This is a genomic window from Solibacillus sp. FSL R7-0682, from assembly GCF_038005985.1.
Taxonomy (GTDB): Bacteria; Bacillota; Bacilli; order Bacillales_A; family Planococcaceae; genus Solibacillus.
In genome coordinates this window covers 1,001,001-1,015,055 of sequence record NZ_JBBOUI010000001.1, presented here as the reverse complement: position 1 = coordinate 1,015,055, position 14,055 = coordinate 1,001,001, and the positions used below count along the sequence as shown (strand labels likewise).

The 14,055-nt window shown below is 36.7% G+C and carries 14 protein-coding genes; 1 reads left to right on the top strand and 13 read right to left on the bottom strand.

Annotated elements, in window-relative coordinates; translation table 11 throughout:
• Positions 1 to 24: 24 nt before the first annotated feature.
• The 9 genes from MKZ17_RS05250 to MKZ17_RS05210 form a co-directional block, all read right to left on the bottom strand.
• Positions 25 to 441 (bottom strand): YtxH domain-containing protein, encoded by a 417-nt coding sequence (locus MKZ17_RS05250; RefSeq protein WP_340722708.1) that lies wholly within the window; start codon positions 439 to 441, stop codon positions 25 to 27.
• 33 nt (positions 442 to 474) lie between these two features.
• Positions 475 to 984 (bottom strand): DUF948 domain-containing protein, encoded by a 510-nt coding sequence (locus MKZ17_RS05245; protein ID WP_340722707.1) that lies wholly within the window; start codon positions 982 to 984, stop codon positions 475 to 477.
• A gap of 256 nt (positions 985 to 1,240) precedes the next feature.
• Positions 1,241 to 2,542, bottom strand: coding sequence for a UDP-N-acetylmuramate--L-alanine ligase (murC, locus tag MKZ17_RS05240; RefSeq protein ID WP_340722706.1), 1,302 nt, complete (start codon positions 2,540 to 2,542; stop codon positions 1,241 to 1,243).
• Between the two features lie 157 nt (positions 2,543 to 2,699).
• A complete protein-coding gene (locus MKZ17_RS05235; protein ID WP_340722705.1) occupies positions 2,700 to 5,969 on the bottom strand; it encodes a DNA translocase FtsK in 3,270 nt (1,089 codons plus the stop codon).
• A 193-nt stretch (positions 5,970 to 6,162) separates the two neighbouring features.
• Positions 6,163 to 6,777, bottom strand: a complete 615-nt coding sequence (ytpR, locus tag MKZ17_RS05230) for a YtpR family tRNA-binding protein (protein WP_340722704.1) — start codon at positions 6,775 to 6,777, stop codon at positions 6,163 to 6,165.
• Positions 6,774 to 7,589 (bottom strand): DUF1444 domain-containing protein, encoded by an 816-nt coding sequence (locus tag MKZ17_RS05225; RefSeq protein WP_340722703.1) that lies wholly within the window; start codon positions 7,587 to 7,589, stop codon positions 6,774 to 6,776. Before MKZ17_RS05225 ends, ytpR begins: the two co-directional genes overlap by 4 nt.
• A 114-nt stretch (positions 7,590 to 7,703) precedes the next feature.
• Complete coding sequence (locus tag MKZ17_RS05220) at positions 7,704 to 8,231, bottom strand: hypothetical protein (protein WP_340722702.1); 528 nt, start codon at positions 8,229 to 8,231, stop codon at positions 7,704 to 7,706.
• Positions 8,232 to 8,293: 62 nt separating this feature from the next.
• On the bottom strand, positions 8,294 to 8,827 hold the full coding sequence (locus tag MKZ17_RS05215; protein WP_340722701.1) for a DUF84 family protein: 534 nt from the start codon (positions 8,825 to 8,827) through the stop codon (positions 8,294 to 8,296).
• Between the two features lie 85 nt (positions 8,828 to 8,912).
• Complete coding sequence (locus MKZ17_RS05210) at positions 8,913 to 9,989, bottom strand: M42 family metallopeptidase (RefSeq protein ID WP_340722700.1); 1,077 nt, start codon at positions 9,987 to 9,989, stop codon at positions 8,913 to 8,915.
• 147 nt (positions 9,990 to 10,136) lie between these two features.
• On the opposite strand from MKZ17_RS05210, the gene MKZ17_RS05205 reads away from it, so the two are divergent.
• Positions 10,137 to 10,451, top strand: coding sequence for a hypothetical protein (locus tag MKZ17_RS05205; protein WP_340722699.1), 315 nt, complete (start codon positions 10,137 to 10,139; stop codon positions 10,449 to 10,451).
• A gap of 87 nt (positions 10,452 to 10,538) precedes the next feature.
• On the opposite strand, the gene MKZ17_RS05200 is transcribed toward MKZ17_RS05205, so the two are convergent.
• The 4 genes from MKZ17_RS05200 to MKZ17_RS05185 form a co-directional block, all read right to left on the bottom strand.
• Complete coding sequence (locus MKZ17_RS05200; RefSeq protein ID WP_340722698.1) at positions 10,539 to 11,399, bottom strand: YtnP family quorum-quenching lactonase; 861 nt, start codon at positions 11,397 to 11,399, stop codon at positions 10,539 to 10,541.
• Positions 11,400 to 11,420: 21 nt separating this feature from the next.
• Positions 11,421 to 12,068, bottom strand: a complete 648-nt coding sequence (trmB, locus tag MKZ17_RS05195; protein WP_340722697.1) for a tRNA (guanosine(46)-N7)-methyltransferase TrmB — start codon at positions 12,066 to 12,068, stop codon at positions 11,421 to 11,423.
• 65 nt (positions 12,069 to 12,133) lie between these two features.
• Positions 12,134 to 13,054 (bottom strand): diacylglycerol/lipid kinase family protein, encoded by a 921-nt coding sequence (locus MKZ17_RS05190; protein WP_340722696.1) that lies wholly within the window; start codon positions 13,052 to 13,054, stop codon positions 12,134 to 12,136.
• A 2-nt stretch (positions 13,055 to 13,056) separates the two neighbouring features.
• Positions 13,057 to 14,049, bottom strand: coding sequence for a nuclease-related domain-containing protein (locus tag MKZ17_RS05185; protein ID WP_340722695.1), 993 nt, complete (start codon positions 14,047 to 14,049; stop codon positions 13,057 to 13,059).
• Positions 14,050 to 14,055 lie beyond the last annotated feature (6 nt).

Genomic DNA, 14,055 nt, shown 5'->3' with positions numbered 1-14,055 from the left:
ATAAATTTGGGATGCCGTTATTTTTTATTCGATGGAAGAGTGGCGTGTTGAGTTTGCCAATTCTACTTTCTCTTCCTTGTCATTCATACTTTCTGTCAAATCCTTTAGTACCTCTTCTACTGCATCCTCTAAAGGTTCTTCTCCTTCAGAAGAAACTGTACCATCATCCATTGCAGGTGGTTGTTTTGCAGTTTTCGCCTTCACTTTTTCAACTAAAGTTGAAGACTGTTCCTTTAACGTAACAGCTTGAACCGCCACATCATTACGTAATTCACTACCTGCTTTTGGTGCGAGCAGCAGCGCTACAGCGGCACCAACAATTCCGCCAACAAAAGCGCCAATGACAAAATCTTTCACATGAACCGTCTCCTCTCCATAAATTGCATCATTAATCTTTGTATAATCTTGAGGTGTTTGATATGTTACCGGCTTTTCTGTCATACTTAGCTCTCCCTTTGCTTAAGTGCTTAGTCTTTACTTTTTCTTTAAAAAACTAAATTTTGATTTCGGTGTAAGCCCAGGTGGTGTTTCGTTTGTTTTTGTACTTGTATATACAACATCTTCTTGATTAATTGGCTTACGCTGTTTCCATTGATCTGCAATGCCCATTGCTACATTGCTCCATTGCACTACTTGCGCAATTTTTTCTTCGTTTTTTTGAACTTCAGTTGTAATCGAAGAAGTGATTCGTTGTATAGATGTATTTAACCCATTAACTGAATCACCTACACCTTTTACAGCATGAACAACAGAATTAAGTTTTTCCGATTTATCTGAAATGTCATCAGCTAGTGCGTTTGTTTTTGTTAAAAGACTTGTCGTCTCACGCGTGATGCCTTCCATTTGTCCTTCAATGCCTGCCACTGTCCCCGCGATTGAATTTAATGTGTTCTTAAGCGAGAACATTGTCATACCAATACTAACACATAACACTAAAAAGCCCACTGCTGCAATTAATGCCGCAATATAAAGTACTACTTCCATCTGATGACCTCCTATATCTAATTCACTTTTAATATTCGACAAAAAGAGTAACAATCCTTTTAAAAATCAATTACATTTTCGTCCATAGTTACATAATTCCCATTCATCAATCTGATAAAACACTAAATTCAATATGTACAGTATTGTTATGTATAATAGTTTGAAGAAAAACAGCTTATCCATGGCGGACTAAGCTGTTTTATTCGTCAAAAAGAGATAATTGCTTAACTAAAGAAATTGTGCAAAATTTGTCTTATTATTTTTTCAAAAGCTTTTCAAAAGCGTCTTGATATTTGTGAACATCACCAGCACCCATAAATAGGAATACTGCATGTTGATGTTTTTGCAAATGTTCAATTGTTTCAAGCTGCAACACTTCACAACCTTCAATTAAATTACATAAATCGTGAATTGACAGCTCCCCTTGTTTCTCACGTGCTGAACCAAAAATATCACATAAATAAATCGCGTCTGCACCACTTAAGCTATCAGCAAAATTTTGTAAAAATGCCTTTGTTCTCGTAAACGTATGAGGTTGGAAAATTGCTACGAGTTCACGTTCTGGATACTTTTGACGTGCTGATTGTAACGTTGCTGCAATTTCTGTTGGATGGTGTGCATAGTCATCCACTAACACTTCATCTCCAATAATTGTCTCTGTAAAGCGACGTTTAACGCCACCATACGTATGAAAACGCTCTTGAATTAAGTTTGCAGGAATCCCTTCGTAGTGACAAAGAGAAATTACTGCTAATGAATTTAATACAGTATGATCCCCAAATAATGGAATGAAGAACTTGCTATAAAATTCATTACGTACATATACTTCGAACTCCGTGCCTTCCGTTGTTTTTACAACATTGCGTGCAGCAAAGTCATTTTCTTGTCCAAAGCCGTAGTAAACAACTGGGACATTTGCTTGAATTTTTTGTAATTGCTCATCATCACCGCAAGCAATAATTGCTTTATTCACTTGTAAGGCTAACGATTGGAAAGCATTATATACATCGTCAATATTCGCAAAATAGTCTGGGTGATCAAAATCAATATTCGTCATAACTGCATAATCAGGATGATATGCTAAGAAATGTCTGCGATATTCGCATGCTTCCATTACGAAATAAGAAGCGTCAGGTTTTCCTGCCCCTGTACCATCACCGATCAGGAATGAAGTTGGCATAAAGCCGTCAATAACATGACTCATTAAACCTGTTGTAGATGTTTTACCATGCGCTCCTGTAATCGCAATTGATGTATATCGATTCATATAATCGCCTAAAAATTTGTGGTATCGAATCACTTCTACACCTAATTCACGTGCACGTACTAATTCAGGATGGTCATCCGGAAAGGCATTCCCTGCAATGACTGTTAATCCTTCTTTTATATTGTTTTCATCAAATGTTAAAATCTCAATTCCGCGGTCACGCAAAGGTTGCTCTGTAAAATAATATGTGTCGACATCCGAACCTTGCACTTGCTCTCCTGAATCAAATAGAATTTGTGCAAGTGGACTCATTCCTGAACCTTTAATACCTGTAAAATGATAGCGTGTCATTATTGTTAAAACCCTCCTAGGATACCAAGATCCCATTGAATTATCAATTTTTTATCAATTATTAATTGAAATGTATGCCTACATTATAGCACTAATTACTCTGAACGATAAATGAACGACAATTCTAAAAATTGAATTCATTCAAATTAGTAGTACTTTAGTCACCAAATTGTACGGCTAAATCTTCTTCTGTAATAAACACATCTCTCGGTTTGCTTCCTTTTGGCTCAGAAACATAGCCTTGACGCTCTAACATATCAATCAATCGTGCTGCACGATTGTACCCGATATGGTAGCGACGTTGTAATAATGATGTTGAGGCAGAACCTTGTTCATAAACGAAACGGCATACTTCTTCAAAAAGTTCATCTTGGTCTTCTGCCGCTTCTGTGCGCTTTAAAAGCTCCTCTTGTTTGAAAATATACTCTGGTTCGCCTTGTTCACGTACGAATTCGATAATTTCTTCAATTTCATCATCGGTTACAAATGTACCTTGAATACGTGTTGGTGCAGACATTCCGTTCCCTAAATATAGCATATCTCCACGCCCAAGTAATCGTTCCGCTCCTTGTGTATCTAAAATTGTACGAGAGTCAATTTGAGAGGACACTGAAAAGGCAATACGTGTTGGAATATTTGACTTAATTAAACCTGTAATAACATCTACAGAGGGACGCTGTGTAGCAACAATTAAATGAATTCCTGCTGCACGTGCTTTTTGTGTAATACGACAAATGCTATCCTCTACATCTTGTGGTGACATCATCATTAAATCCGCTAACTCATCAATAACAATTAACAAGTATGGAAGCTTTTGTGCATACATCCCATTTTCATCACACATTTTATTGTACGCTTCAATTTTACGCGCACCACTATGCATAAATAACTGATAACGCCTTTCCATTTCTTCAACAGCCCATTTTAATGCTGCTGTTGCCGCCTTTACATCGGTAATTACTGGACTTACTAAGTGCGGAATATGGTTAAATGGTGCAAGCTCCACCATTTTAGGATCAATTAACATTAACTTCAGTTCATTCGGATCGGCTTTATATAAAAGACTTACTAAAATCGAGTTAATACACACAGATTTACCAGAGCCTGTTGCACCAGCAATTAATCCATGTGGCATTTTTCGTAGGTCAATCGTGACAGGTTTCCCTGTTAAATCTAAGCCCAGCGCTGCCTCCAATGGGGAATCTGAGTTTAGAAACGACTCGGAATCTGTTACTTCGGAAAGACGAACAGATCGTGAAATTCGGTTCGGAATCTCAATTCCAATCGAACGTTTCCCCGGAATTGGTGCATCAATTCGAATATCCTTAGCTGCAAGGGCTAATTTGATATCATCTGCTAAATTACGGACTTTGCTTACTTTCGTTCCTTGCCCAACAGTAATTTCGAATTGAGTAACAGCTGGACCTTGCACAATTGATTCTATATGGGCTTGAATTTGGAAATAAGATAATGTTTCGACTAGATTATCTCCTTGCTCATCCATCCAGTCCCGATCTTCTACCATTTCCTCTGGTGGTACTAAATATTCAAGCGGAGGCTTCACATAAGGGATACGCTTTTTCACAGGCTGTACTTCGATCACTTCCTGTACTTCCTCTGACTCTAACACTTGAGTGTTTTGATCATCCTTTTGTTCAGCATCAACCGGTGCATCTGCATAATCATTATCGTTTATTTTGAGTATTTCATCAGTTGCTTCATATTCAGGTTCAATCAAACGTTCAGTCTCAATTTCCTCAAATTGCCCATCTTCAGCTTTCTTTTCTTCATCAATCGTTTCATTTACCTGTTCTGTTTGAATAGTTTGAAGCTTATTTTCTGCTTCTACTTCTACTTCTAGTTCAGTCTCGGTTGGCTGTTGCTCATGTAATACATTATTATATGTAGCTAAATCCTTTTCTGCATGTTGTGTTACGATTGGCTGTTCGACACGCGTATGAACTTCTTTGTTTTTTATAGCTGTATCTAGCTCCTCAATCAGTTCAATTTCCTGTTCTTTATGACGATGTTCGTTTAGATCCGTATTTTCCATTACAATCGGATCCGTTTGTTGCTCTTCATCATTCTGAGCATTAGCTTCAGGCAATTGAATACTTCTTGTTTCATCATTTTCCAGTTGTGCTTCCACCGTTTCAACACGCTCATTTATTTGTGATTGCTGCATTTGTTCATAAACAAATTTTTTCGTCTGTAACTTTTCCTTATCTGATTTCAGCATAACAACGTTAAACGGCACACGACTCCCTCTGTTTTCACGTGGGAATTGTGTTGAGACAGGAGGCTCTTCACCTTCTTGGTCAGATTCTACTTGAGGATTTTGCTCAACATTTAGCTGTCCAATATGAATTGTTGAGTTTTCAATCGTTACATGTTGTACTTGTACTTCATTTAATACTTCGTTTGCTGATTGTTCCTTTATCTCTAAAGAATCATTTTCAGATTGCTGTAATTCTTCGGTTAGAATCGGTGGAGCATCAATATTTTCATAACGCATTGGATCTGTTATTACTTTTTCGTCAACTTCAGTAACCTCTGCTTCAAACGTTATAGGCTCGATTGATGTAGATTCTTCTAGTTGATTTTCAATTGCGATCACCGAATGAATATTCTCTACTTGTTCAATTGGTATTGGCTCGGATTGTGTTAGAATCCCTTCATTTTCATGCGCTAATTTTCCAGAATTTAACGCGACTTCTTTCATCACAACATCATTTTGAAGTGCTAATTCATCAAATTCAGCTACATTATTCTCAGCTGTACTCGCAGCCACTTCTTCTGTAGCGTCATGTTTTTCCATGAGCTGTTCAATTGGCGTTGGCTTTAAAAATCCATGTACAGGAGATGGTACCTCTGTCGGCACAAAACGTTTACGATTTTCTAAAGGGTTAATAAACTCTTTATTAATTTTACGCTCTTCTCGCATCGGTTTTGATGTTAAAACTTCCCGTTCTTCTTTTGTAACGACTACCTTTCGTGAAATGTCATCAGAGCTACGAATCACGTTCGAATAACCACGCCCTTTGCGGCGACGCTCTAATAACTCTCGAATGCCAGATACCTCTCCATCATAGCTAACATTCGTTTCTTGTTTTTGTAAATGATTCGGTAGTTTTAAGGGTGCGTCATCATCGTTGTAATATTCTTTTCTTGATACAGGCTGATTACGCTGCACATACTGAACTTGTGGCTCCGCCTCTACATATACCTCATCTTCAATTAATGGGAAGCGGAATGACTGACTTCTTGAACTTTCATTACTTTGAACTGCTTTTAGTCCACCATATTGTCCCTTCTGACGATCAATAGTCTCCTCTTCTTCCTCATAATAATATGTTCTATCATCTTCATATTCTTCAATTTCATCCATTTTAAATAATTTATTAAATTGATGCTTAATCCAACTCATTTTCGTCACTTCTTTCCTAAAAAACATTGCCCTACAAATTTAGTTTGTAATGGTCTTCTTGCATACTAAAAATACGTATACCCCCAAAGCATATCATATTTAACATGTAATTTGCGCGTTCCGACTGATGTTTTTCGACATAATAAAAAGTCAGCCATCGAGACTTAACTCTGATGACTGACTTTCGTTCAAATTAACGATTTGGAATTTCGAACGGACTACCTACTTCTGCTGATTCGTCTAATACTAAAATCCCTTTTACTTCTGGAGCACCAGGAATTGCTAGTTCACGAGCAGAGCAAAGCATACCAAATGAATCTTCCCCGCGTAAATTGCCCTCTTTAATTAATAAACCAGATGGCATAACAGCGCCAACTTTTGCAACAACAACTTTTTGGCCTGCTTCAACATTTGGTGCGCCACATACAATTTGTAATGTTTCTTCACCGACATTCACTTTACATACACTTAATTTATCAGCATTTGGATGCTTGTCCTTTGTTTCTACATAACCCACAACGAACTTTGGTGAGAAATCTACATCTAATGAAATTTCAGCACCGTTTGCTTTAATTGCAGCTTCCAACTTTTCTACTAACTCTTTTGTAACTTCAACGTTTCCAGCAACATTTAACTCGATGTATCGGCTCGCGTTAAATAGATTGAATGCTTTAATTTCACCCGTTGCTTCTTCTTTTAAAATGGCGATATCGCCTACACGTTCCATTTGAGTTTTTACGATTTTCTCCATTGATAATTGGACTAATAATACGTCTCCTACGTACTCTTTGTTGTAAGCTACTTTCATGAATCTTCTTGCTCCTTTTTTACTTTGTTTTTCGCTAAAATAAATATTGGTTCAAAATGACCGTCTTCATAAACGAACGAAAGCGATGTAATTGGTACCGCTCCTACGGTAAAGAAGTGCATCGTCATCTGTGCTAATACATCATAACCTACTTCATTACGAATATCACCAATAATTAATACATCTTGGTGTGGTACAGATACGGTCATCTCACCTTCAATCTGACTTGCCATATCCTTTAAAAAGCCATCATTTAAAATTCGACTCGCATCGTAACCATCGTTATGATTTAAAAAATAATAAATATTGCCTGAAACTTCATCACGTTTGACAGAAGTCGGTAGTTTTTTGACAGAAAAACGTGCGGCTTCACGTACTTGTTCGGCTGTCACATTTAATTTTCCTAGCATCGATTCATCGATAAGGCGATATGTTGTTCCTAAATCTAGTGCATAATAAATACGTGTTTCGGCTGTATGGTCCGTTGTAATAAATGCATGTCCTTCATTTGATGCAGTCGGAAATGACGTAGAACGGATGATTGGGTACACAGCAGCTAGTCCTTCAAATCCTTGCTTGTGTTCCCGCTCCATTGCTAAAAATGTCTCCTCTATCGTATAGACAACTTCATCAATAGCTTTTTCTTTCTTTGTATTATATTTTGTTAAAATTTCAGGTAATGAAACTTCCATTCCACGTCCCAATATTTTGTGATCTAATCGCAATTTATCGTGCTTTTCATCAAATGTGAATATGTAGTTGGCTTCACCTAATTTGGCTTTCAACTGTGCAACTAATTGTGGCGATTCCATACCATCACTCCTATTCCATTAACAATATAAAACGGCTCACCGTTTAGTGAACCGCAAAAGTTTTACAATTGGTATAATGATTGTATCAAAAAAATGTGGAAATTGCCTTGTTCGTTACTTTTGTTCTTTAATCATTTGAACACTTTGGACAATTTGCATCATTATTTGTAATTTATCATCTATTTTTTTATCCGCTGAAATAGTTGTTAATTTTATTCCGCCTACACTGACTACTAGTTCATATTGTTCATCTTCTAGCTCCACTACAGCTGAAAAACCAAAAACTCCATCAGTTTTGAATGTCTTATCCTGTAAAATTTTGCTTTTAGGGTCATCTTTTAAAATATTATAATGTAGCTGACTATCTTCTGTTTCATTTGGATTTACAAATAAAATATAGGAGTCACTGCCATTTATAATTGTATAGTTTGATTCATTGATGCCTTTTTCAATACCATAACCTTTTGGTATATATAACTCAATATGACCAATCGATTTATTTGTTTCGCTAGGTTCATTACTAAACGTTGTCTCTGCATTGTTCATCCCTGCGAGTGCTTGTTCTTCAACAGTTTGATTACAGCCTGCTAATACAATGATTGAAAAAACGAACACAACTGAATGAATCCACTTTCGACTCATTTCATTTCCCTCTCTTTCGAACGATATATTCCATCATAATAAGTTACTCTATGAAATTGCAACTAATGTGAATTCTGTTCCTTCTTTAACTTGAACATTACTTGTCCTACTAATAGTTTCACAATATGCTCAAACATTTCTTTCCGATCAATTAACCCATCCGTAAAAATTCCAATGGCTCCTTGATGATGACGAATATTTTCGGTATTTGTATAGACGTCCATGATAGGACCAAGTTCCATTCCCACTCGAAGTTGCTGTGCAATTACTTCTGGTAATGCAAATTGTGCACCAGAGCTCGAAATGACTGTACCATCTTTTAAAGCGACAGCTCCCCAATTACAGCAATACATTGTTCCATTAATTTCATCAACACCCCCTTCTAACCCAAAAGTTAAGTCGGCATTTGTTTTCACTAATGTATTCCGTGCACGATTAATTGCACCTTGTCGCGTTTCCTCGTTGGAAAATGGCTGCACTGAAACATCTGAAGCAACTTCAATACTTTCGATTTCAGCATTTGGAAAGTAATGCAATACAATTGCTTCAACCGCGCCAACTTTCGCTTTATTCTTTGTGCCAATTGCAATTTTCATATATCCATCTCCATTAGTTTTCTAAAAAAAATACAAGAATGCGGGATTTCCACATCCTTGTATTATATTATAAATTCAATAATCTTTATACGTTTGCTCGAATAGATTCAATCGTTGAACGGTCTGCAGATTGAATTAATTTCACTAATAATTCTTTTGCAGCCGCATAATCATCCACGTGAATAATTGATGCAGATGTATGAATGTAACGTGAACAAATTCCAATAACCGCTGATGGAATACCGTCATTTTGTGTATGTACACGGCCTGCGTCTGTTCCACCTGGTGATACGAAATATTGATAAGGAATGTTATTTGCTTCAGCTGTATCTAATACGAATTCACGCATCCCTCGGTGTGTCACCATTGACCGGTCAAATATACGTAATAATGGACCTTTACCTAACTGACCAAACTCATTTTTGTCACCAGATGTATCATTTGCAGGTGATGCATCTAGCGCGAAGAAAAGATCTGGCTCAATCATATTTGCTGATACTGCAGCACCACGAAGACCTACCTCTTCCATTACGTTAGCACCTGAATAAATATGACTCTTTACTTCTTGCCCTTGTAATTCTTTTAATAATTCGATTGCTAATCCACAACCATAACGGTTGTCCCATGCCTTGGCCATAATCTTCTTTGGATTTGCCATCGGTGTGAATGGGCAAACAGGAATAATCGATTGCCCCGGACGAATTCCTAAGTTTATTGCATCCTCTTTTGAATCTGCACCGATATCAATTAACATGTTTTTAATATCCATTGGTTTTGAACGCTCTGCATCTGTTAATAGATGGGGTGGGATGGATGCAATAACACCCGGAATTTTACCATTTTTTGCATAAACCGTCACCCGTTGGGCAAGCATTACTTGGTTCCACCATCCACCAAGTGTTTGGAAGCGGAGCATACCATTTTCCGTAATGGACGTAACCATAAATGCTACTTCATCCATATGGCCAGCTACTAAAATTTTTGGTGCATTTTCATCTTGTGCTTTACGTACACCAAAAATCCCACCTAAGTTGTCTTGAATAATTTCATCTGCGTATTTTTCTAGTTGCGTGCGCATAAAATTACGTACTGCACGTTCATTACCTGGTGCACCAGGTAACTCTGTTAATGTTTTAAATAGCTCAAGTGTATCTTGATTCATATTTAACACCTCATAAATTTTTAGATTATTTTCATTATAGCATATATATGGGGAAACTATTTCGTAAATCGAATCTTTATTTTTTGTACAGTGAATTCAGAGTATGATAAAGTGATAGTAGTCATTATTTCGAGGAGGTATTTTATAATGAATATGAAAGATTTCGCTTTAGGTGTAGTGACAGGTATTGCAGCAGCGATTGTCGTAAAAGAAATGAGTGATCGCGTTTCACCATACGCTTCTCCAAACGATATTTTAGATAACATTAAAAATGAGTTTAAAAAACAAGCACCAATTGATGGTTCTTGGATTTTCATGAAAACTGAACAATTTAATAACGGTTTTATGGAAACACCGGCGTATCGCGGCGGCATTACACGTACGTTAAATGGCGAAGTAGAAAGCTATGAATTTGTGGCTGATGCTCGTTCGGGATCCATTTTAGATATTAACCAAGTATAAAAAAGATTCGGAATATACGAAACTGCTTATGTAATTAAAAAGAGCTATAAGAAAAGCAAAATGCTTCTCTTATAGCTCTTTTGTCGTTTATCGAATTAACGCCTCGTTTGTGCGCTTTAAGTCGTCAATAATTTCTTTTCCGGAAGCATCCCACTGAATCATACGGTAATAAGCATCATGGTAGAAAATAAAGCGATAATTATTTTCTAACGCCTCTTTTAATAGCTTTTCTTTCGCAAAAACACTTGTCATTGGATAATCGTCATAGGCTAATACCCATAGTGGATTTTGATGAGCATGAGTTGGCATAATATCTGCCATATGCAATGCAACTTCGTCATTTTGTTCTAGACGAATAATAGCATGTCCTTCACTATGACCACCTGTATGAATCATTTTAAGTCCTGGAGCTACTTCTAGCTCACCTTCAAAGGTTTTCACTAAATGCTGTACAGGCTCCCAGTTCTCTTTCCAATACGTATTTTTCGAGCGAATATTAGGCTCCCGCATTTCATTCCATTCAATTTGCGTCGTGTAAATAACTGCATTCGGGAACACAGGTACTAACTCGTTATCTGACCACTTTGTTAAGCCACCTGCGTGGTCAAAATGTAGATGTGTCATTAAAATGGCATCAATGTCATCTGGTTTCATGTCGAGTTCTGCCAGACTTTGCTCAATTGTCGATTGCTCCGATACACCGAAATTTCGAAGTTGCTTGTCATTTAACTTTCCAGCACCAACACCAGAGTCAATTAAATAATTTTTCCCCTCATATTGAATCAAAATAGGTTCGCATGCTAATTCAATTTGGTTGTTCTCATTTACTGGATATTTGCGCGACCATAGTGCTTTTGGCACTACCCCAAACATAGCCCCGCCATCTAGTGCTGTGACACCACCATTTAACCAAGTAAGTGTCATTTCATGAAATACGTAACGATCCATTCATTCTCCCCCTTATCCCAATTACTTTGTCTTAAATTGACATTCTAATCGATAAATCGGTTGACCTAATGACGAGAACTTCTCTTCATATTCCGTCATAATATTATCTTCTGGCATATTTGCATGTAAATCAAGTGATACGTAGTTTAATGCCATACCATACTCATTCATACTTACTAAAGAATATTCAAAAAGACCTCGGTTATCCGTTTTAAAGTGGATTTCACCGTTATCGACTAAAACATTTTCATAGATTTTTAAGAAGCCGCCATGTGTTAATCGACGCTTCGCATGACGAGTTTTCGGCCATGGATCTGAGAAGTTTAAATAGACGCGGTTAACATCGCCTTTTGCGAAATATTCTTCTAATTTCGCACCATTAATTTTTAATAGGCGTAAATTAGATGGCTTATTTGCCGCTTCTACTTTTTCTAATGCACAAACAATCACACTGTCAAACAATTCGATACCAATGTAGTTAATATCAGGATTTTGTAGTGCCATTCCTAAAACGAATTGACCTTTACCTGTACCGACTTCAATATGAATTGGATTGTTGTTACCGAAAACTTCATGCCATTTCCCTTTATAATTTTCTGGGTTTGGAATAATAACATCTGGATGTGCCTCTATATATTCTACTGCCCATGGTTTATGTCTTAATCTCACTTACTTATCCTCTTTTCTATATTGTACATGCCTCATATTATAGCTTAATATGTGATGTTTTGCTTTCATTTTGCTAATTTCCAGGCATTTCTTTGTACCCTGACCTGAATTTCACTAACCTCTTCGTTTAACAGCTGTTTTTCCCCATCAGCATGGGCAAGTAATGGCCCACTAACTTTCAAAATAATAGTACGACAGGAAAATTGATTAACTTCTTTCAACTTTGTATGCTTCGCTACAAAAACACTACCAAACAGAAATAATAGTTTCCATTTTGAAAGATTCGAAACAATCGTCACTTCAAGCTGACCATCTGAGGGATTAGAAGTAGGTGATAAATTCATCCCCCCTCCAAAATATGGCTGATTACTTACTGTTGCAAACCAGACATTGTCAACAATCGTTTCATTTCGATTATGTATAACAGTTATTGTAAAAGGCTTAAATGTAAATAAAGCATGTATGACAAAATAAGGATAGCTTAGTTTTCCGAGTCGCAAACGATTTAACACTTTTTTTAGCTTTGATTCATTCGCAATATTGGCTACTAGCGCATCAAAACCAATCCCAAAGTTATTCATGAAGTATTTCTGTTGATTATTAAACGTAACGATGCCGTAATCATAGGAGTACGCTTTACGATTGTTTAAGAATTGCTCAACTTGCTGCGCATGCTCAAATGTTACATAGCCCCTTGCAAAATCATTACCCGAGCCTGCCGATATAGCACCAATATATACATGTTCAAAATTTCCAGCACCATTTAAAACTTCATGAATCGTTCCATCGCCTCCAATTGCAATAATACATACAGGATTTTCTTTATTTGATTGTGCGCCAATTTGCTGTGCAATTTTTAAAGTGTGCCCTGCATATTGTGTCCAATATGTTTCATAAGGTACCGTTAATTGGTTTTCAAAACTTCGCCAAATCTTTTCCCCACGACCATTCCCTGCTGATGGGTTAATAATAAAATATAGTCGCAAAACTAATCTTCCTTTTGCTCAGTATTCCAAATATCTCGATGGAAGGACGTCGTTTGAACCGAACTTAATACTGCTTGTGCAGCACGAATTTGCATATGCTTCATCGGCGATACGGAATGCTTTAATCCTTGCATCCATTCAGGGAACTTTCGTTTATCTACAAATTGATTCCCATACATATTACCTGGATAATCAATATAGCCATTACGTGTTAATAGCACCTTTCGAATCGGCATTTCGATATTACTTTGTACAAATAGTTGCTCTAGTATTTTCTCCATTCGATTTAATTGAATAAGTGGGCTTAACACTTTCTTATCGGTTTTACCTACTTTTTTAACCCAAAAACGTTCACTGCTTGCTATATAGACGGCTTGATCTTCCTGATCGAGCACTGTAATACATATACAATCTGTTGGTGTCATAATGATAATATCTAATTCAACCGGGGCTTTTTTCACTCGGATTATCGGATAATAAAATATTAAATAATTATCAGGTAATGTTTGAAGGAATGAACGAAGTAGCGTATCACGCATATACTTTGGATCAACATACGATTTTTCACGCAATGTTGAACTCGCCCATTTCATTTGAAAATGAAAAAATTGATCAGTAAACATTTTCTTTAATTCATCTATTGTGTTTGGTGTGTAAACCATGTTCGGTTCAAATAGTAATGTCGTTTCTTCTTCTGGAATGGCATCTTCATCAATTGCCCATTCATCTGAAATTTTTACTTGTTCGATGTCTATATCTGCCTCAACTTCTTTTTCTTTTTTAAATGGGAATATTTTTTGAAGTAAAGATGTCCTTTTTTCTTCAGGCACCTCTTCCTCCAATTGCTCCCATTGCTCAATGACCTCACCTGTTTGCCATTGATGCTTTACTCGTTCCCATTGATTTTGTTTTAATCGAATAAACTGTGTTGGGTAGCGTGCTAAATCTATTTCATAACGCGAAATATAATCTTGAATTTTTACTAATTGAGCCATTTTTAT